The following is a 19,546-nucleotide window of genomic DNA, read 5'->3' on the forward strand; positions in this document are numbered from 1 at the left end:
GTCTATGAGTTCTCATATACACTTTGTTAAAATTTAGGACTTTTGGGTCAGCCCCATAATACGTATATTTTTTACTTATAAACTATATTCCCTATTCACTTGTTAATTAATTATTTAGAAAGTTTACGTCTAACTGCAAGTCCAGCTAAAGCAATCAATCCTAATCCTGCTACTTCTGTACTAGAAGAGTTCATACCTGTGTTTGGTAATACTTTTTCAGTTTTTGACTCAGCTTTTGATGCTGGAGCTTGTTCTGAAGTTGTTCCAGCAGATTTTGGCGCAGAGACTATAGTAAATGTACTGAAGTGATTTGTTCTGAATGTAAGTACTTCATTTGAGTAGTCGCTATCAACTTTTGTTAATGTATTACCATCAACATGATATACTTCTAGTGTTCTACCTTTGCCAGCTGCTAAAGCTAGAGTAACTATACGTTCTTCACCTGTTGCTTTTAGTTCTTTACCGTCTTTTTCGAAGTGAAGTTCTAATGTTTTCACTACTTCTAGGTTAGGATTTAAGTCTTTTACTAATCCTTTAACTCTGTCAGCTTCAGCACCTGTAATTTCTTCAGCTACAAATTTAGCACCTTCAAATTTTGTATCAACGTAGTCAACCTTAACTGTTAGACCATCTGATAATGTAACAGATTGAGTTGCTAATTGAGTACCTGGTTTATCGGCAGGTTTGTCGGCTGGTGTTCCAGCGCCTGGAATGCCTGGTTGAGTACCTGATGTCCCTGGTTGAGTTGGAGTAGTTGACTCTGATTTCTTACTAAAGTCGATTTGCACAACTACAGGATCGTGGTCAGAAGCGCGTCCGTGCTCTTCCATAAATGAAGCATTAATATGCACAGGAGAGAACACTACCTTATCCTTGATATTTTTAGAAATTAAAATATTATCTAAACTTTGATTGCTTCCACGGTAGAAGTATGAATATCTATCTCCTTGTTCATGTTCAGCCATTAAGTTAACAAGTTCATTTCCTACGATTGTTTTCACACTATCTGAGAATTCAAAGTCATTGAAGTCTCCAGTAAGAACAAATTTTAAGTTAGGATTTTGACGCAATCCTTCTTTAATGAAGGCATTTAGGATTTTTGCTTCTTCAATACGTTTTGGTCTAGTATTTTCTACTGATGGTTGATTAGAACCATAAATTGCATCATCACCTAATTTTGATTTTAAGTGGTTAGCAATTACTACTATTCTTTCACCTTTAAATTCAAATTCAGCTGCTAATGATTTTCTAACTTTCTCGAAGTGAACACTTGTTGGATCAATTCTCGCTGGGTTTTTCTCAAGGTGTCCATTTACAAAGCGTGCCGCTTCTTCACTTCCACCTTTTTCTTTACCGATTAGTGTTACTCTCTTAGGATTATATAAGTAAGCTACCCTAATATTAGCACCTGGTTTACCACCATCTTTTCCATCAACTGGAGCTATTTCTGTATATTTATAATCTGGTCCACCAAGATTCTTAATTCTTTGAGCTAATTTTTCTCCACTCTTAACTCCATCAACAGTTCCATCATTAACCCCACCATTGTTATCTTGAACTTCGATTAGAGTAATAATATCAGGACTGTGAACTTCCTTGATAAATGAATTAGCAATCTTATCAACTTTTTCTTCTGGTGTTTCATCGTGACCATTATTGTTAGCTGAGAAGTTTTCAATGTTGTATGAAGCTATAGTTAATTTATCTTCTGAAGGATAGATTTTTGAAACTTCACGTTTTAATCCACCATCTTGAATTACTGGTACACTAGATGGATCGATTTTATACGTTTTATTTTTATAAGTAACTACTCCTGAGATATTGTCATTAAAGTAGTCTTTCGCCTTAGCTACAAATGTATTTCCAACAGTTATTGGTAAGACTTCTGTATTTTGTACACCTGGACGAAGATTCACCCCACCGATGTTATTAAGTTTTTGACCTTTGTAGTCTCCTGGTAATACATAAATATCACCTTTATATTGTGGACCAGTAACTTTTGGTTTAGTTACTTCTACACGCATCCCCTCTAGACTTTCCCAGTAGTCTAATGCTTCAGTTTCTGGATTATATTTAGTTGGTGTATTATCCACTACATCTTTTGGCATTTTCTCAGAAATGTTTAATGCTTTTGGTAATTCTGCTTTTCCTAATTTTGTTATAGTTGCGTTGATGATTTGAGTAACTGTTAAACTACCTGCAGGCTTTTTAAAAGTTTGACCTGGTTTTACAGAGTATTCTTCCATATAACCTTCTTTAACAGTTCCTTGAACTTTTAATAAATCACCTGATTCTACTTTATCTTTTGAAGCAACATAGATTGCATCAGATGTTCTTGGATTATTATCAGAAACTTTATCTTGAACATAGAATCCTGTTTTATCAGTTTTAGTTACAACAACATTGTTTATAACTACTTCTTTACCAACTAAAGGACTCTCGTGACTTTCTCCTTGCACTTCACCTATATTTTTTACTTCTTTAGGTGCTGTTACTTGCGCTGCTGATGCAGTTGCTCCAGCCGGTGTACCTTCATTTTTATCTGTTGTAGTAGCAGGCGTCACTACTTCTGTTTTAACCTCAGCTGCAGAAACTTCATTCACTTCTGCAGATAAGTAAGTAGCACCTACTCCTCCTAATACTGCACTTGCTAATAATATTGATAATTTGTATTTTTTCACAATATGAACTCCTTGTATATAAGTTTATACTAATTATTTTACTATTAATTTAATTAATAAGCAATATAAATTGTTTGCCTTTACAAAAAAAAGGAATGACTCAAAAATCGTGATTTTGAAAAAATCGATTTTATAGAATCATCCCTGCAAAGTGTATTAGATATCAATAACCTACTTCGGCTATTAATTCTCATATAAAAATTTTTTTAATTTAGGATTCTTAGACTATCCCCATCGTTAAATTAATTGTTTAACTATTTAATTCTTCTCTTTTTCAGTTTGACAAACATAAATAATAAAATTATTACTCCTACCAGTGCCATAAATGCTAACCACGTATTTTCTATTCCTATTTTATCAGTTAGCACTCCATTTACAGACAATAATATTGCTACAATGATAGATTCAAAAGTATAAAATATAGAAACTGTAGTAGTCCTATTTTCATCACTTTTTACCAAATATTTATGCATAAATACATTAACCTGTATGCCCATTAAAGTGAAAAATACAATGTACATCATAAATAGTGCAAACTTAGCATATACATTTTGAATAAAAATAAACATTAATAGCATTCCAATATTTACTACTACAAATAAATATAAAATTCTTAGCTTCGATAATTTATCTGATAGTTTCTCGTATATAACACTTCCTAACATTCCACTAACCGATATACCAACCCAAATATACCCAATAATATCGGCGTCTAACTTTTCAAATACAGCTTGCCACTGATTTGATGGTCCAAGATCTAAAATAGAAGGAATAACAAACAGTATCATAAGAAATACACTACTTTTTACATAAAGTGTTTCTTTTAACGAATTTTTCACCGTAACTATTGAACCTTTTAAATTCTCAATAGATATTTTTTGTGTCTGTTCTAATTTTTTCATAAATAAATATGTAAATAAAAACGAAATAATAAAAATTGACATACTCAATATTATCGACAAACTTTTATAATATACATACACGTACTTTGCACTTATAAATCCTATTACCGCTGAGAAAAATAGTGAATATAGTGAACTTCTAGAAAGAACTTTATCTATATCTATTTCTTCATTATTTTTATTGTTTACATTGACCAACCAACTTGTTAAAGTTCCAGATTGAAATGATTCTGCAATGGCAGATAATATTGCAGATATGTATAATAATATTAAACTATTGCTAAGCAACAATATTAATCCAACAACCCTAAAAATTACACTTAGAAGAATACTATTTTTTGCTCCGATATTATCGGTGATTGCTCCACATGGAAGCTCAGTCATAAATGAAACCAACCAAAAAATCGATAAATATAACCCAACTTCAGTAAAAGAGAAATCTTTTGACAACAGATAAATATACAAAATCGGATTAAAGAATGATAGTGCTGTTGTAGATAAAATACTATACAAATAATAAAATTTGGTATTATTCATCTTTTCCCCCTACTATCTTATACATTTTTCCATAATTATCTCTTTCTAAGAACTTATAATCAACAAGATATCTTCTAATTAGTGAATAATCCGGATAAATCTCCTTAATTGCTTCATTTAATTCTTTCTCAGTAAACTCTAGTGATTTTTCCTTTAACATCTCTAAAACTATTTGAAGCACAGGTATCTTATTCTTCTCTTTTTTTGGTATTGTCATCAATTTTCCTTCTTTAAAATATTTCACTTTGATTTCTTCCATAATACCGCTTCCTTTCTGTTAATGACTTTTGGGGCTGATCCAAAAGTCCTAAAATTTAACAAAGTTCATATGAGAATTCATAGACGCAGTGGTTTATTGATATCTAAATTCGCTTTGTAAAAGCTTTTTAGATATCTAATAAACTTTGCGGGGGTGACTCGACAAAATCGATTTCTTAGAAATCACGATTTTTGAGTCACTCCCAAATACAACTATAAAAATAAATCTCTAACATAGTTTAACCTATGTTAGAGATTTATGCAATCTAAATTAGTATTTATTTTTATTGACCTAAGACAAATACGTCTTCTGACTCTTGTTCTTCTTTTTTCGTTCCTTTGCTTAGAAAAGAAACTTTATTAGCAATTATAGATATTTGATAATGTTTTACTCCATTTTTATCTGTGTAAATATTGTTATTCAAACTTCCTACTATATTAAGCAAGCTGCCTTTTTCACAATATTTAGCAGTATTTTCTGCAGTTTTTCCAAAAGTAGTAAATTCAAAAAATTCTGTATCATAATTTCCATCCTTATTTTTAAAATCAGATTGGACAGCTAATGTAGCTTTAATATAGTTTACTTTCTTATCACTTTCTTTTAATTCTGGTTTTTTAACTAGTCTTCCTATTAATATTACTTGATTTAACATAATATATCCTCCCTTAAAATAATAATTTAGATTGCTATAAAAACAATTGGAAGACTCTAATTTTATGCAATTTTATCTATCAAATACCTCATGATAATTTTAGAAATTATTTATGAATTAAAGTTACAAATACTTCTCCATCTTGTAAAAATTCAGCATTAATATAATTATCTCCATCAAAATGAAGAACTTTACCTGGCTCTACAATATGCACTTCATCATCATTTAAGTACACCTTAACTTCTCCTTTAACACAAGTAAATACTACCAAGGCTTCTGGATGGTTATGTTTCGCTATTAGTTCACCTTGTTTACCTACTTTTTTTACTAATTTAAATCTGTCATGTTTTTTTAACAATCCCGCTTCTTCAAAAATTATTCCTACACTCATACTAATTCTCCTTGATTATAATTTTATATCTATTTCTTATATAAACGTTTTCATACTCTTATTATAAAACTTTTTTATTAACAAAACAAATAAAATTCATATCTTTTTCTAATTTTTTAAAAGTTGTTCCCATTTTAATAAATTGCTTTCTATTATCTTTTTTAAAACCATTCTTAATTATTCTTAGTGAATTTATTACCCCTTCATCTGCCAATAGTCCCGATACTGTAAGTAGTGTCAGTTTGTCATGCATATAATTGACCGTTTTAAATTCTGCTTCTTCAAATAACGATAACCATTCCTCTTTAGATAATGGTGATACATTTACATTAATCGCATCAGATAATTGTTTTTTTGTTTTCTCGTAATTGTTCAGCAATAAGATATCATGAGTTAATAGTAATCCACCTGGTTTCAATACCCTATAATACTCACTTAGTACCTTAGTCTTACTTTTATTACTAAACATAGTTAACATCGCTTCATTAATAATATAATCAAAACTATTTTCCGGAAATTCTAAATGGAAGGCATCAGCTCTAATAAATTCAATATTATTAAGATTATTTTTCATCGCCTCAAGTTGTGCTTCTAATATTGCTACTTTATCCACATCTATTCCTATGAAAGTAGTTTTTGGATATTGTTTAGCCAAGGCAAGAAGATTTACACCCCTATTACAAGCAACTTCTAGAATCCTATCACCTTTTTTAAACTCTATGTGAGCAAATAAAAAATTGCTACCTTTGATTCCTCCGGGTCTTAATCTAGTTTTACCTAAATTTTTTAAAAATTTATGCCCCATTTCCTTCTTCATAATATCACTCCTTAATATATGTTATATTTATATTGTACAATAAATAAAAAACAAAATCTAGAAATAATTGATAATTACTATCGATTATTTCTAGATAATTTAGTTTAATTCCTATTAAAAATCATTATAAGTATATGTCCCTTTTTCTTTGTTTTCAGTTGCAAAGCGAACTATTACTTTTCCTAATAAACTAGCCTCTATTGGACTATATTTTTTAGTCTTCCCTTTTAATACAAATTGAAAAAACGGCGCTACCTTCATAAATATTTCCTCTAAAAACCTATTATCATCGCGCCTGCTTATAAGGAGTGAAGGTTGAAAAATTCTTAAAATACCAAGATTCATTTCCTTTAATTTATCCTCTAGTTCACCTTTTAGTGAATTATAGAAGTTTTTCGACTTGCTATTAGCACCTATTGCTGAAACAACGTTAAAACTTCTTACCTTCCCTTCACAAAGCTTAGCGAAATTCACAGTATAGTCAACGTCAATCTTTCTTTGATTTTCTTTTGAACCTGCGATTTTTATTGTTGTTCCAAGAGCTGCAAAGACATCTACATCATCTAGAATACTTGTATCGAATCTCATATTTTCAAAGTCTATAACTATCTTAGTTAATCTACCATCTTCTGGTAATCGTAATATAGAATTTCTTCCAAGAACATAAATCCTCTCGTAGAAATCACCGTCTAATATTTCTTTTAAAATTTCTTTACCTACGGCACCCGTTGCACCTATTATTACTGCAGTATTCCCCATTTTAATTCCTCCTTAGAATAATAATGAAATTAAAGCCAAGATTGGTAAACCACCTTGCTTTAGAATAATTTTTTTATCACTAGTTAAACCACCGTAAATTGCAACAAGAATAATATAAATTAATAACATTCCTACAATTTCTTTAGGATTTTTTGATAAAAATGTTCCATAAAGAAGTCCTACTCCTATTAATCCGTTATATACACCTTGATTTTTAAATAATGTATTCAGATTAGGTCTTTGTAATTCCTCTTTTTCAATATTAAATACTCTACTTGTACTATCAGAATCTGTAGTAAAAGTTTCTAAATACATAATATAGAAAAATAATAGTGCTACTAATACTGTTAAAATTGTTGTTACTATACTCATTCTTTATACCTCTTTTATTTTAAATTATTATTAAATTTATTAAGAAGAATTTTCAACTGCTTAAAATCATCATCGGTAAATTCCTCATCAATTAACGTTCTAATATCAGTTTCTTTGACGCACTGATCTATCTTACTCTTAGAAAATTCTGTAATCTCAACTAACACTTCTCTGTTATTATCTTCATTACGTTTTTTTCTTACATATCCTCCCTCCTCTAATTTTTTTAAATGCCTTGTTATAGCTGCAGCATCTATTTCTAATATTTGTGCTATTTTCTTAGGTGTTGCAACATCAACTTCATACAAATATTTAATTATTTGGAATCTGGTTAAACTAATTCCAAATTTCTTTTCAAATATATCCGCAACTTTTCTTTCTAATATTTTTATGTCATGCAATAATTTTACATATTCTTTTACATTCATATTTTTCTCCTTTATCAATTGACTTGTCAATCATTTAACTATGGATAATTTACTACAATATAATTGACTTGTCAACTATATTTATTTGTAGGAATTTTTCCTACTTTAAATGTAAGGTATTTTCTAAAAGAAAAAAACTTCATGCATTATCATTTACAAACGTTTTCCAGTTGTATATAATGGTTTTATAAGTTAAATAGTTTAAATAAATAAGCAGTTTGAAATTTAAGATTGTTATACAAACTTTCGATAAAAAATTTTATAACACTGAAAACTATTTTAATTTAAATTTAATATTATACATAATTGAAGTTAAGGAGGAATTTTAAATGTTCTCATTTTTAAAAGCTTCAGCGCCTAAACCGAGAATCGACAGTGCTCGTACAGATGCTGAATATAAAAAACTTCGATGGCAAGTATTCTCAGGAGTATTCATTGGATACGCAGCGTACTATCTAATTAGAAAAAACTTCTCACTTGCTATCCCTTATTTAATTGACCAATACGGTTACTCTAAAGCTGACTTAGGGAAAGTTTCACTTGCTCTATCATTAGCTTATGGTTTCAGTAAATTCATCATGGGTAACGTATCAGACAGAAGTAATCCTAAGTACTTTATTACTATTGGTTTAGTTGCTTCTGCTGCTGTCAGCTTAATTTTTGGTCTTGTTCCTGCAGTGCTATCTTCATTAACATTAATGATTTTCTTATCAGCACTTAACGGATGGTTCCAAGGTATGGGGTACCCACCTGGTGCTAAAACAATGACTAACTGGTTCTCAGCTTCTGAGCGTGGTGCTTGGTGGAGTTGGTGGAATGTTTCTCACAACCTTGGTGGTGGATTAATCGGACCTCTTGCACTTGTAGGACTTTCTGTTTTTGGTGCTTGGCAATCATTATTCTACTTACCAGCGACTATTGCTATTATCTTAGCAATTATCATGTTCTACCTAATGAAAGATACTCCAGAATCTGAAGGTTTACCACCTGTAGATGAATGGAAAGGTGAAAAAATTGTAGAAAAAGTTGAATCTGCTCACACATTATCAGCAAAAGATATCTTCTTTAAATACATTATTAACAACAAATTCCTATGGGCTATCGCAGTTGCTAACGTATTCGTATACTTTGTACGTTATGGAATCATCGACTGGGCTCCTACATACTTAAAAGAAGTAAAACACTTCTCTGTTGATAAACAAAGCTGGGCTTACTTCTTATATGAATATGCTGGTATCTTCGGTATGTTAGCTAGTGGTTACTTAAGTGACAAAGTGTTCAAAGGACACCGTGCTCCTCCAATGTTATTATTCTTAACTGGAGTACTTGTTGCAGTATTCATTTACTGGAAAAACCCTCCAGGTAACCCACTTATCGACAACATCTGTCTAGTAGCTATCGGATTCTTAATCTACGGACCTGTTATGATGATCGGTCTTCAAGCAGCGGACTTAGTTCCACGTGTTGCTACAGGTACAGCTACTGGTCTTACTGGACTATTCGGTTACCTACTTGGATCAGCAAGTGCTGGTTATGTAATGGGTAAACTTGTTGACGTGTTCGGATGGGACGGAGGTTTCTACGCATTAATCGTTTCTTGTGTATTAGCATTCGTATTCATCGCATTAACATTATTCAAGAAAACATCTAAACAATTAGAAAACTAATGAAATAAAACATCTCTATCAACTAAGATCATTGATCCTCCTTAAATTGATAGAGATGTTTTTTTATAAAGAAAAATACGACTGATTTCTACAATCATCCGTATTTTTCTTTGTGTTTACTATAATATTAAATTCGACTTCAAATATTCTACTAGTTCACTTCTTTTTTTCGTATTAGTTTTTTCCATCAAACGTTTTTTATATGTATCTACTGTCTTTACACTTAAGAACAACTTTTCTCCGATATCAGTAAGTGTATATCCTTCAACAATGTATCTCCCCACTTCTTTTTCTCGATCACTGAGTTCTATCTCTTTATCTTCTTTAAATAATTCATAAAAAATTGTAGCATATTTTTCATTTAGGTATATATCATTTTTAAACATAACTTTATCTATAGCTTGAAGAATCTCCTCATGTGCTGTGCTCTTCGTTACATAACCTGAAGCTCCTAATTTAAATGCTTTCTTCATGTAAGATTTATCTTCATGCATACTTAAAATAATTACTTTCGTTTTTAATTTTTTTTCTTTTATTATTTCTAATATATCGTAGCCACTTCCATCAGGTAACGAAATATCGCATATAAAAAGATCGTAAGAGTCATTGCTAATTTTTTCTAAAAATTCTTTTTTACTTGCACAATCACCAATAACACTAAATTCTTCGTTATCTTCTAAAAGGACTTTAATTCCTAATTTTATCAATTTATGATCATCAATTAATAATATCTTCATTAGCCTGCTCCTCAGTTATCATTTCCGTTTTAAATCTACACATTAATATCGTAGAATACTTATCATTTTTTAATAGTTTAAATTCTCCAGAAAAATCAAAAATCCTTTCTTGAATACCATAAATTCCTAAACGCCCTTGTTCTTTTGCTAGTTCTACACGTTCTTTTGTTAATCCTACTCCATTATCTGCAATAGTAAGTATTATATAGTCTGTATTTTCATATAATTTTATTTGTACTTCCGAAGCTCCTGAATGGCGTTTTATGTTAGATAAAGATTCTTGAACAATACGATAAAGAGTAATATCAAAATTATTGTTTTTACCACCTTCATAATTTGTATAAAAATCAACATCTATACCATATAAATTTTTATAATCTTCTATATATTTACATATTACTTCACCTAAACTCAGCTCTGAACTAGGCGGTCGCAAATTAACAGCTATATTTCTAATGTTACTTAAACTATTTTCTATTTCTGACTGGATTAATAATAAACGTTCTTTTTTCTTCTGGTCACTTTCTTTATCAACTAAATTACTTATAAGAAATAGTAAACTAGCTAAAGATTGGCTAACTTCATCATGAAGTTCTCTCGAAAGCATCTTTTTCTCTTCTTCCTGAATTCTAAATATTTTATTTAATAGGTAGTTATTTAGTTTCTTATTCTTTTTATTATTTTCAACCATTTCGTTTATGGAACTGACAAGAACATGGAAATCGCGACTATAATTTTCTTTCTCTATTTTTGTTCTATAATCACCTTCACGAATAATCTCATCAGTCACAGAAGTTAAATCTTGAACAGGTCTTTCTATTAATTTTGAAACATAATATGCGATAACTAATAGCATCACAAATACTATCATATTCAAAATCAATATTCTTAAAAACTGACTATACGTCTTCATATAAATATTTTTTGTGTAAAATCCAACTCTTACATACCCTATATTAACATCATCTATAGGAGAAATATACTCTAATAATTCTCCTCTTGAACTTCTATATTTTTTAAAATTATTTATCTGTTCATCGTTAAAAGTGGCAATCTTTTGGGGAACTTCTTTCAACGTCTTACCTAATATATTTTTTTCATTATCATAGACAATAATATACGCAACTTCGCTATTCAATGAAGCACTATGTATTTTTTGATGTATTTCATACGTGTTTTCTGTTTTTATATTTTCTGAAATATTTCCTGACAATTGATAGTAAGTCTGTGTAATTCTATCTTTAAGTGCACTTTCCAAAATATCTTTATTATTAACATACGTATAGGCTAATATTACACCTAAATATATAGTATAAATTACAACGAAAAATATAATAATTTTATTTTTTATCTTTAATTTTGCCATATATTAATCCTCACTTATTAAATTAGGATAATCGCTAGCCTTTGTTTCTTCATACTTTTCTATTTGAAGCTGTGATAATGTATTCTTTATAGAACTATCTTTTTCAATAGATAATAATATTTGTTTAAGCTTATCTTTTTCTTCATAGTTTTTGTGAGTTACTACTGGTCCTGTTGCTACTTCAGGGAATGTTTTTACTATTTTTATATTAAGTGCTGTATCTGGAAAATTATTATAAAGATACTGTAATGCCCAGTCATCAACAATTGCAGCTTTAACAGTTCCATTTGCTACTTGATTTATCGATTCTTCATGACTATGAGTAAAATAACTATTACTGAAAAACTTATTCACAGACATACCATTTTTTTTCAAATAATCATTCATCGCTAAATATCCAGAATAACTATAAGTATCAACAAAAGCAAAACTCTTGCTCTTTAAATCATCGATAGTATTTATATTAGAATCCTTTTTCGCAATAACTATAGGATGATAGTATGTTTTTCCCCTATTAGGTCTAGCTAAAAGTTCTAATGACTCTTTATCTTCATATAGCGAATATGCCCCTGTCGATAAGAATGCTACATCTATCTTGTTATTTTTTAATAATACATTTATATCTCTATAACTTTTTTTCTGTATTAGCTTCACTTTTTTGTTCAACTTTTCACCGATATAATTAGCCAGTTCTTTCTCCAAGATATAGCTCTTATTATCGCCAGTTACGGATATCAATCCAATTCTTAAAGTTTCATCATCCTTAGCACTATTATCAACAGTTTCTGTAACTTCTGAAAAATCAATATACTCCTCTTGTTGAGTTTTTAAAACAAAGGGAAGTATTATCAATAGCACAATAGAAAGAGTCACTATAAGAAAACTTGTAATCATTCTCTTCATTTTTCCAAATCCTTCATATTTATTTCAGTATTTTACCGAGGTAACTCGACAAAATCTTGTTTCTACTAAATCATGATTTTCGAGTCACTTCCAAATTTATCTTTTATTAATAGTATAACATTTTCTTAATAATGAAAAAAGAGAAATCATTAACTTCTTTGTGATAATCGTAATATCTTAGTTCATTATATATGATAATCAGAACAAATGTACTATCGATTCCACTAAATATTAGTTATTATTTAAATTTTTCACCTTAAAAATAGAAAAAGAGCGATTAAAAACCACTCTTTTCTCTTACTTATCTAGATACTTGCTAGCCTCTCTTATACTTAGGTTAGCCATACCATTTTTATTTTTTTCTATAAACTCTCTAACCCACTCTGGATTAAATTTTGAATAATCTCGAAGTGCCCAACCTATAGCTTTATTAATAAAAAATTCACTATCACCTAGGTTGTTTACTAAAATTCTTTCTAAAACTTGTTTATCTACTTTTTCTTTAAGTGACAATTGGTACAAAATAGCTACTCGTTTTAACCAAATATTACTATCCTTACTCCACTCTAGCATTATTTGATCATAACCTTCGATACGAATAACCAAACTACCTACAACCTTAGCAAGTAAATCAACAGTGTCCCACCATGATTTTGTCACTATTAGATATTTTAATCTTGAAATATCTTCTCTTTTTAAGAATTTCTGCATGGCCTTTAAATAATAAACAACTACATATTGAAATTCCCTTTCTTCTTTATTCCAGCAATTTTCAACAAAATCCCAATCAATGGTTTTAGTCTTTCTTGCATCTGGAAAATATTTTTTATAAATTTCTGTTCTAGTTGCACCACGTACACCTAAAAATCTAAACTTATCTTGCATATACTTTGACATTGATTCTGCAAGAAGTTCATTACTATTTTCTTCAAGGTCAGTTATTAAATCTAATAATTTCATAATTTATAATAGAAATTCTTATCTGTTATTTTCTAAACTTGCTTTAATGAATCCAGCGAATAATGGGTGTGCTTTTTCTGGACGAGATTTAAATTCTGGGTGAAATTGACCAGCTACAAACCATGGATGTTCAGGAATTTCCACGATTTCAACTAACTTATCATCTGGACTAACTCCTGATAATACCATTCCTTTTTGAGTTAAACGATCACGATAGAAGTTATTGAATTCATATCTGTGACGGTGACGCTCAGTAATATTGATTTCTCCATATTCTTTGTGAGCTACAGATCCTTCTGTCAATGTACATGGGTAGCTTCCTAAACGTAAAGTTCCTCCCATTTCTACAACATTTTCTTGGTCAGGTAGTAAGTTAATAATTGGGTATGGTGTGTTTGGATCTAATTCTGAAGAATGTGCTCCAGTTAAGCCACACACGTTACGTGCAAACTCAACAGCAGCAAGTTGCATACCTAAACAAATACCGAAGAACGGAACTTTGTTTTCACGTGCGTATTTAATAGTAGTAATTTTACCTTCAACTCCACGATCACCAAATCCACCTGGTACAAGGATTCCATCTGCATCTTTAAGATACTCATGAACATTTTCTTCTGTAATATCTTCAGATTGAATCCAATCAATTTTCACCTTAGCATTATGTTTATATCCTGCATGTTTTAGAGATTCTACAACTGAGATGTAAGCATCGTGAAGTTCTACATATTTACCTACTAATGCGATTCTCACATCTTCTTTTAAGTTATCTACTCTATCAACTAACGCTAACCATTCAGTCATATCTGCTTCTGGTGCAGTTAATCCGAAGTGTTTTAAGACAATATCGTCGATTTTTTGAGCTTTAAGATTTACTGGTAATTGATATAAGTTACTTACGTCACGACTTTCAATAACATTTTGTTTCGGAATATCACAGAATAATGAAATCTTCGCACGTAACTCGTCATTTAGAGCAAGTTCGTTTCTAACTACAATAATATCTGGTTGAATACCTAAACCACGTAATTCTTTAACAGATTGTTGTGTTGGTTTAGTTTTCATCTCTCCTGCAGCTTTAATGTACGGTAATAATGTACAGTGAATAAAACATACATTTTCACGTCCTAAATCACTACGGATTTGACGGATTGCTTCTAAAAATGGTAAAGATTCGATATCTCCTGTTGTTCCACCGATTTCTGTAATAACAACATCAGCATCACTAGATTCCCCTGCTAGTAATACTCGTGATTTGATTTCATTTGTTACGTGAGGAATTACTTGAACTGTTCCTCCTAAATAATCTCCACGACGTTCTTTTTCAATAATTGAAGAATAAACACGTCCCGCAGTTACGTTAGAATATTGACCTAAGTTAACATCGATAAATCTTTCATAGTGCCCTAAGTCTAAGTCAGTCTCAGCTCCATCTTCTGTAACAAAAACTTCTCCATGCTGATATGGACTCATTGTTCCTGGGTCAACGTTTAAATATGGATCAAATTTTTGTAATGTTACTTTTAATCCTCTATTTTTTAATACACGACCTACTGATGCCGCTACAATACCTTTTCCTAATGATGATACTACTCCACCTGTTACAAAAATATACTTTGTCATTGTGTTCTCCTTCTATTAAAAATAATAAACCCCCTACGAAATTATCGCAGGGGGTGGTTTCTTAAATCACTCTTTAAGAGTGCCCGTATATTATTCTAGCATAACGCTAAATTTTTAGCAACTAAAATAATTCGATATATTAAATTTTTCTTTCTAGTATTTATTAAAAGAATTTGAATGAACTAAATGGATAGTATCTTAAGCTTACTTTCCCAATCATTGCTTCTTTCTTAACAAATCCAAATACACGGCTATCTGTACTGTGTTGTCTGTTATCCCCTAATACGAAGTACGTACCTTCAGGAACAGTTTTAGATTTTGTACTACTTAAAAATTCAATATTAAAATCTGGTGTGAATGGTGCAGTTCCAGAAGCTTTAGCTTCTTTAATTTTTTGAGCTAAGTATGGCTCTTCAACTTTCTGACCATTCACATATAGTACATCATTTCTGTATTCTATAGTGTCTCCTGGAACTCCGATTATACGTTTAATATAATCGTCAGTTTCATTTGCATGGAATACAACTTCATCTCCACGCTCATAATTTTTACTGAATTTATTAACGAAAACTTTATCGTTATCAGCAAATGTGTAATCCATCGAATGTCCTTTTACAGTAAAAGGTGCGATAAGATATGTGCTTATAAGCAGATAAATAGCAATAGAAACTACTACAACTACTACCCACTCCATAATTTCTCTTAAAATTTTCACTGGTATATCCCTCTTTTATTTTATTTATGATTAATAATTCTACCATATATTAATAGAAAAATCAAAAATAAATTTTCTATTAATATATTTACAATAATATCTTAAGTAAAACTCTATATATAATTAGACTATATTTAATTACTACTTTAAGTTCATTCACAAAATTTACATAAATTATTAATTTTTTTATTAAAAATAATTTTTTTTATTAATAACTCTTGACAATATATATATATATATATAATGGATATAGCTTTAAGGAAAGGAGGAATATATCATGAAAAAATTATTAACTGTATTCACTGCAGCAGGATTATTAGTAGCTGGAGGATCTTCAGCTTTAGCTTTAGAAGGTACACAACCAGGTTCTGATAAACCATTTGAGCCATTCGTAGGTGCTACTGACACTGATCCAGGTCACCTTAGCCCAGACGTTGATAACGAATTAAGAGATCAACTAGCTAAACGTGGTCACCAACGTACTGCTGACAAAGATGGTGGTGTTTGGGTAACTGGACAAGATGGTAAGAGAGTATTCGTACCAGCTAAAAAAGGTACTACATCAACTAAAAAAGCAGAACCTAACAAAGGTCTTAGATCTTTACCAAGAACTTCAGCTGTGAAGTAAACCAGCAAACATACTGATAATAATACTTTTAAAGAGCTGATCTCCGGATTAGCTCTAGTATTTTTTTATACAATAAAATTGCTTTTTGTAAGCACTTTTATTGTTTTTTTTCATACGTATGATATAATTATTTATACGGGAGTCTGTGAACAGTCTGAGAGGGAATATAAATATTTCGACCGCGCCTGATCTAGATAATGCTAGCGTAGGCACACTTAGCTTAAAGACAAACTTAGACCCCCCTTATATTGTAAGGAGGTTTTTTATTTTGATAAATTGCAGTATTGCATTACAAATTCTTCCTCTTGATAATCATGATGGAAGATTAAAGACTATAGATAAAGTTATCTATTTTCTACAAAATAAGCATTCTAATGTAATTGTTACTCCATTTGAAACAGTAATTGAAGGGGAATTCAACGAACTTATGGATACTCTTAAAGAATGCTTTGTCCTAGCGGGTAAGGACAGTAAAAATATTTTTGCAAATGTGAAAATTAACTATGGAGATGTTTTAACTATAAATGAAAAAATTGACAAATTTAATCAATAAATACGCCGCAACTATTTCTATGTTGTTCTTAGTGATTATTTGGCAAGGAGCTGGTAATCTCGGTTTACTTCCTAAATATATCATACCTACACCTGTTGAAATAGTAAAAGCATGTATAAAAAATTACGAACTATTAATATTTCACAGCAAAATCACCCTACTCGAAGCTATAATAGGTCTATTTCTAGGGATAGTCATAGCATGGCTTCTTGCTTTAATTATGGATAGTATACCAATATTTAATAAATCTATCTATCCACTTCTTGTACTGACTCAAACTATACCAACTATTGCAATAGCCCCTATACTTGTGCTTTGGTTGGGTTATGGACTTACACCAAAAATTGTATTAATTGTTTTAACAACGACTTTCCCTATAGTTGTTAGTATACTAGATGGCTTTAGAAACTGTGACAAAGATATGATTACTTTATTACAACTAATGAATGCTAGTAAATTACAGATCCTTTGGCATGTGAAAATTCCAACAAGTCTTAGCTACTTCTATGCTGGACTTAGAGTTAGTGTATCTTATGCCTTTATAGCAGCTGTGGTTGCTGAATGGCTAGGTGGCTTTGAAGGACTTGGAGTTTACATGATTAAAGCGAAGAAATTATTTGAATACGATACTATGTTTGCAATTATTATACTAGTATCAGTTATTAGTTTACTAAGTATTGAACTTGTTAAACTAAGTGAGAAAAAATTTATTAAATGGAAATACATAGGAGAAAATCATGAAAAAGATATTAACTAGCGTTTTTGCTTTTATCTTAGCAATCTCATTAACTGCATGTAGTACAGTTAATAAAAACGCAGAGAAAAAAGAACTTAAAAAAGTAGATTTCGTACTTGACTGGGCAATTAACACAAACCACACTGGTCTATATGTAGCAAAAGAGAAAGGATACTTCGCTGAAGAAGGTATTGATCTTGACATTAAGCCAGCGCCTGAAGATAGTACTTCTGACTTAATTATCAATAATAAAGCACCTTTTGGTATTTACTACCAAGACTCAATGGCTAACAAACTTTCTAAAGGTGCAGGAATCACTGCCGTAGCCGCAATTATCGAACACAACACTTCTGGTATCATTTCACTTAAGAAAAACAACATTAAAGAACCAAAAGATCTTCAAGGTAAAAAGTACGGAACTTGGAATGATCCAGTAGAATTAGCAATGGTTAAATCATTAATCCAAAAACAAGGTGGAGATGCTAATAAATTAAATCTAGCTCCAAATACAGATACTAACTCTGTAACACCATTAGAAAATGGACTTTTTGATGCTGCATGGATTTACTATGCATGGGATGGAAAATTAGCTGAAAGCATGAAATTAGATATTAACTACTTCTATCTAAAAGATTTCAATAAAGATTTAGACTACTATTCTCCAGTAATTATTGCTAATAATGATTACTTAAAACAAAATAAAGAAGAAGCTAAAAAAGTTCTTAAAGCTATTAAGAAAGGATATGTCTACGCTATAGAACATCCTGAAGAAGCTGCAGAGATTTTAATTAAAAATGCTCCAGAATTAAAAGATAAAAAAGATTTCATCGTTGAATCTCAAAAATATCTATCTAAACAATATGCAACAAACAAAGATCACTGGGGTGAATTTGACGCTAACAGATGGAACACATTCTACCGTTGGGTTAACGAAAATAAAATTACAAAACAACCTCTTGCAGAAAATACTGGATTCAGCAATGACTATATAAAATAATGAATATATTATCAATAAAAAACTTATCTTTCAATTATCCTAACAATAAAATACTAAAAGATATAAACATTCATGTCGATAAAGGTGAAGTCGTATCTATATTAGGTGGAAGCGGTGTTGGTAAAACTACCCTTTTCAATATTATCGCAGGTATAAATCCTCTTCAAAGTGGCGAAATTTCTATAAAAGGTAACACAGACTATAAAAGTCGTGTAAGTTACATGCTTCAAAAAGACTTATTATTAGAACATAAGACTATTATTCAAAACATTATACTTCCACTTTTAATAAGAAAAATCAATAAAAAAGAAGCTGAAGAAGAAGCGATAAAGAATCTTAAATTATTTAACCTTTACGAATATAAAGATAAATATCCTAGTGAATTAAGTGGAGGAATGCGTCAAAGAGTTGCACTTTTACGTACATATATGTTCAAAGAAGAACTATTTTTACTAGATGAACCATTCAGTGCACTCGATGCAATTACTAAAATATCATTACATTCTTGGTATCTTGAAATCAAGAACAAACTTGATATAACTACTCTACTAATAACTCACGATATAGACGAAGCTATTGACCTAAGCGATAGAATTTATATCATTAAAAATAAACCTGGTGAAATTGTATCTGAAATAAAAATAAATCTTGATGAACAAAATCAAGACGAACAAAAATTAAAATATAAAAAAGAGATACTAAATATACTTGGATTATAATAATACACCCTAGCGTGAAAACTCACACTAGGGTGTATTATATTATTTGTAAATGAGGCTGACCCAAAAGTTCTAAAATTTAACAAAGTTCACATGAAAACTCATAGACGCAGTGGTTTATTGATATCTAAATTCGCTTTATAAAAG

Annotated in this window: 21 protein-coding genes; 6 read left to right on the forward strand and 15 right to left on the reverse strand. The window is 30.3% G+C overall.

The window, feature by feature from the left end; genetic code table 11:
* Positions 1–110 precede the first annotated feature (110 nt).
* From ACO6OL_RS07290 to ACO6OL_RS07330, 9 genes are all read right to left on the reverse strand, one after another.
* Positions 111–2,681 carry an endonuclease/exonuclease/phosphatase family protein gene (locus ACO6OL_RS07290; protein ID WP_485502666.1) on the reverse strand — a complete coding sequence of 857 codons (2,571 nt, stop codon included), beginning with the start codon at positions 2,679–2,681 and terminating at the stop codon, positions 111–113.
* A gap of 254 nt (positions 2,682–2,935) precedes the next feature.
* Entirely contained in the window at positions 2,936–4,120 is a 1,185-nt protein-coding gene (locus tag ACO6OL_RS07295; protein ID WP_485502667.1) for an MFS transporter, read from the reverse strand.
* Positions 4,113–4,379 carry a DUF2087 domain-containing protein gene (locus ACO6OL_RS07300; protein WP_314160704.1) on the reverse strand — a complete coding sequence of 89 codons (267 nt, stop codon included), beginning with the start codon at positions 4,377–4,379 and terminating at the stop codon, positions 4,113–4,115. Before ACO6OL_RS07300 ends, ACO6OL_RS07295 begins: the two co-directional genes overlap by 8 nt.
* A gap of 283 nt (positions 4,380–4,662) precedes the next feature.
* Positions 4,663–5,031: a single-stranded DNA-binding protein gene (locus ACO6OL_RS07305; protein WP_485502668.1), complete on the reverse strand. Its 369-nt coding sequence runs from the start codon at positions 5,029–5,031 to the stop codon at positions 4,663–4,665.
* Positions 5,032–5,137: 106 nt separating this feature from the next.
* Positions 5,138–5,422, reverse strand: a complete 285-nt coding sequence (locus tag ACO6OL_RS07310; protein ID WP_060914226.1) for a cupin domain-containing protein — start codon at positions 5,420–5,422, stop codon at positions 5,138–5,140.
* A 61-nt stretch (positions 5,423–5,483) separates the two neighbouring features.
* The gene (locus ACO6OL_RS07315) at positions 5,484–6,239 is read right to left on the reverse strand and encodes a class I SAM-dependent methyltransferase (protein WP_485502669.1); all 756 of its coding nucleotides are present in this window, start codon (positions 6,237–6,239) and stop codon (positions 5,484–5,486) included.
* 114 nt (positions 6,240–6,353) lie between these two features.
* On the reverse strand, positions 6,354–6,998 hold the full coding sequence (locus tag ACO6OL_RS07320) for an NAD(P)H-binding protein (RefSeq protein ID WP_485502670.1): 645 nt from the start codon (positions 6,996–6,998) through the stop codon (positions 6,354–6,356).
* A gap of 12 nt (positions 6,999–7,010) precedes the next feature.
* On the reverse strand, positions 7,011–7,370 hold the full coding sequence (locus ACO6OL_RS07325; protein WP_485502671.1) for a DUF1304 domain-containing protein: 360 nt from the start codon (positions 7,368–7,370) through the stop codon (positions 7,011–7,013).
* Positions 7,371–7,384: 14 nt separating this feature from the next.
* Positions 7,385–7,798 carry a MarR family winged helix-turn-helix transcriptional regulator gene (locus ACO6OL_RS07330; RefSeq protein ID WP_485502672.1) on the reverse strand — a complete coding sequence of 138 codons (414 nt, stop codon included), beginning with the start codon at positions 7,796–7,798 and terminating at the stop codon, positions 7,385–7,387.
* A gap of 329 nt (positions 7,799–8,127) precedes the next feature.
* Between ACO6OL_RS07330 and pgtP the strand changes: the two genes are divergently transcribed.
* The gene (gene pgtP / locus ACO6OL_RS07335) at positions 8,128–9,465 is read left to right on the forward strand and encodes a phosphoglycerate transporter protein PgtP (RefSeq protein WP_314160710.1); all 1,338 of its coding nucleotides are present in this window, start codon (positions 8,128–8,130) and stop codon (positions 9,463–9,465) included.
* Positions 9,466–9,584: 119 nt separating this feature from the next.
* Here pgtP and ACO6OL_RS07340 read toward each other — a convergent pair whose 3' ends face one another.
* From ACO6OL_RS07340 to lepB, 6 genes are all read right to left on the reverse strand, one after another.
* Positions 9,585–10,202, reverse strand: coding sequence for a response regulator (locus ACO6OL_RS07340; RefSeq protein ID WP_314160711.1), 618 nt, complete (start codon positions 10,200–10,202; stop codon positions 9,585–9,587).
* A complete protein-coding gene (locus ACO6OL_RS07345; protein WP_314160712.1) occupies positions 10,183–11,568 on the reverse strand; it encodes a histidine kinase in 1,386 nt (461 codons plus the stop codon). Before ACO6OL_RS07345 ends, ACO6OL_RS07340 begins: the two co-directional genes overlap by 20 nt.
* A gap of 3 nt (positions 11,569–11,571) precedes the next feature.
* Entirely contained in the window at positions 11,572–12,471 is a 900-nt protein-coding gene (gene phnD, locus ACO6OL_RS07350) for a phosphate/phosphite/phosphonate ABC transporter substrate-binding protein (protein WP_314160713.1), read from the reverse strand.
* 297 nt (positions 12,472–12,768) lie between these two features.
* On the reverse strand, positions 12,769–13,431 hold the full coding sequence (locus ACO6OL_RS07355) for a DNA alkylation repair protein (RefSeq protein ID WP_314160714.1): 663 nt from the start codon (positions 13,429–13,431) through the stop codon (positions 12,769–12,771).
* A gap of 18 nt (positions 13,432–13,449) precedes the next feature.
* Positions 13,450–15,051 carry a CTP synthase gene (gene pyrG, locus ACO6OL_RS07360; protein ID WP_485502673.1) on the reverse strand — a complete coding sequence of 534 codons (1,602 nt, stop codon included), beginning with the start codon at positions 15,049–15,051 and terminating at the stop codon, positions 13,450–13,452.
* Positions 15,052–15,214: 163 nt separating this feature from the next.
* Positions 15,215–15,766, reverse strand: coding sequence for a signal peptidase I (lepB, locus tag ACO6OL_RS07365; RefSeq protein WP_304094405.1), 552 nt, complete (start codon positions 15,764–15,766; stop codon positions 15,215–15,217).
* Between the two features lie 277 nt (positions 15,767–16,043).
* Between lepB and ACO6OL_RS07370 the strand changes: the two genes are divergently transcribed.
* The 5 genes from ACO6OL_RS07370 to ACO6OL_RS07390 all read left to right on the forward strand — a co-directional run bounded on the left by ACO6OL_RS07370 (position 16,044) and on the right by ACO6OL_RS07390 (position 19,399).
* Complete coding sequence (locus ACO6OL_RS07370; protein WP_485502674.1) at positions 16,044–16,394, forward strand: hypothetical protein; 351 nt, start codon at positions 16,044–16,046, stop codon at positions 16,392–16,394.
* A 268-nt stretch (positions 16,395–16,662) separates the two neighbouring features.
* Positions 16,663–16,947 (forward strand): thiamine-binding protein, encoded by a 285-nt coding sequence (locus tag ACO6OL_RS07375; protein WP_485502675.1) that lies wholly within the window; start codon positions 16,663–16,665, stop codon positions 16,945–16,947.
* The gene (locus ACO6OL_RS07380; protein ID WP_485502676.1) at positions 16,919–17,704 is read left to right on the forward strand and encodes an ABC transporter permease; all 786 of its coding nucleotides are present in this window, start codon (positions 16,919–16,921) and stop codon (positions 17,702–17,704) included. The genes ACO6OL_RS07375 and ACO6OL_RS07380 overlap by 29 nt, the downstream gene beginning before the upstream one ends.
* A complete protein-coding gene (locus tag ACO6OL_RS07385; RefSeq protein ID WP_314161110.1) occupies positions 17,685–18,680 on the forward strand; it encodes an ABC transporter substrate-binding protein in 996 nt (331 codons plus the stop codon). The genes ACO6OL_RS07380 and ACO6OL_RS07385 overlap by 20 nt, the downstream gene beginning before the upstream one ends.
* Positions 18,680–19,399 carry an ABC transporter ATP-binding protein gene (locus ACO6OL_RS07390; RefSeq protein ID WP_485502677.1) on the forward strand — a complete coding sequence of 240 codons (720 nt, stop codon included), beginning with the start codon at positions 18,680–18,682 and terminating at the stop codon, positions 19,397–19,399. Before ACO6OL_RS07385 ends, ACO6OL_RS07390 begins: the two co-directional genes overlap by 1 nt.
* The last annotated feature ends 147 nt before the right edge of the window (positions 19,400–19,546 follow it).

This window comes from Gemella sp., assembly GCF_057272915.1.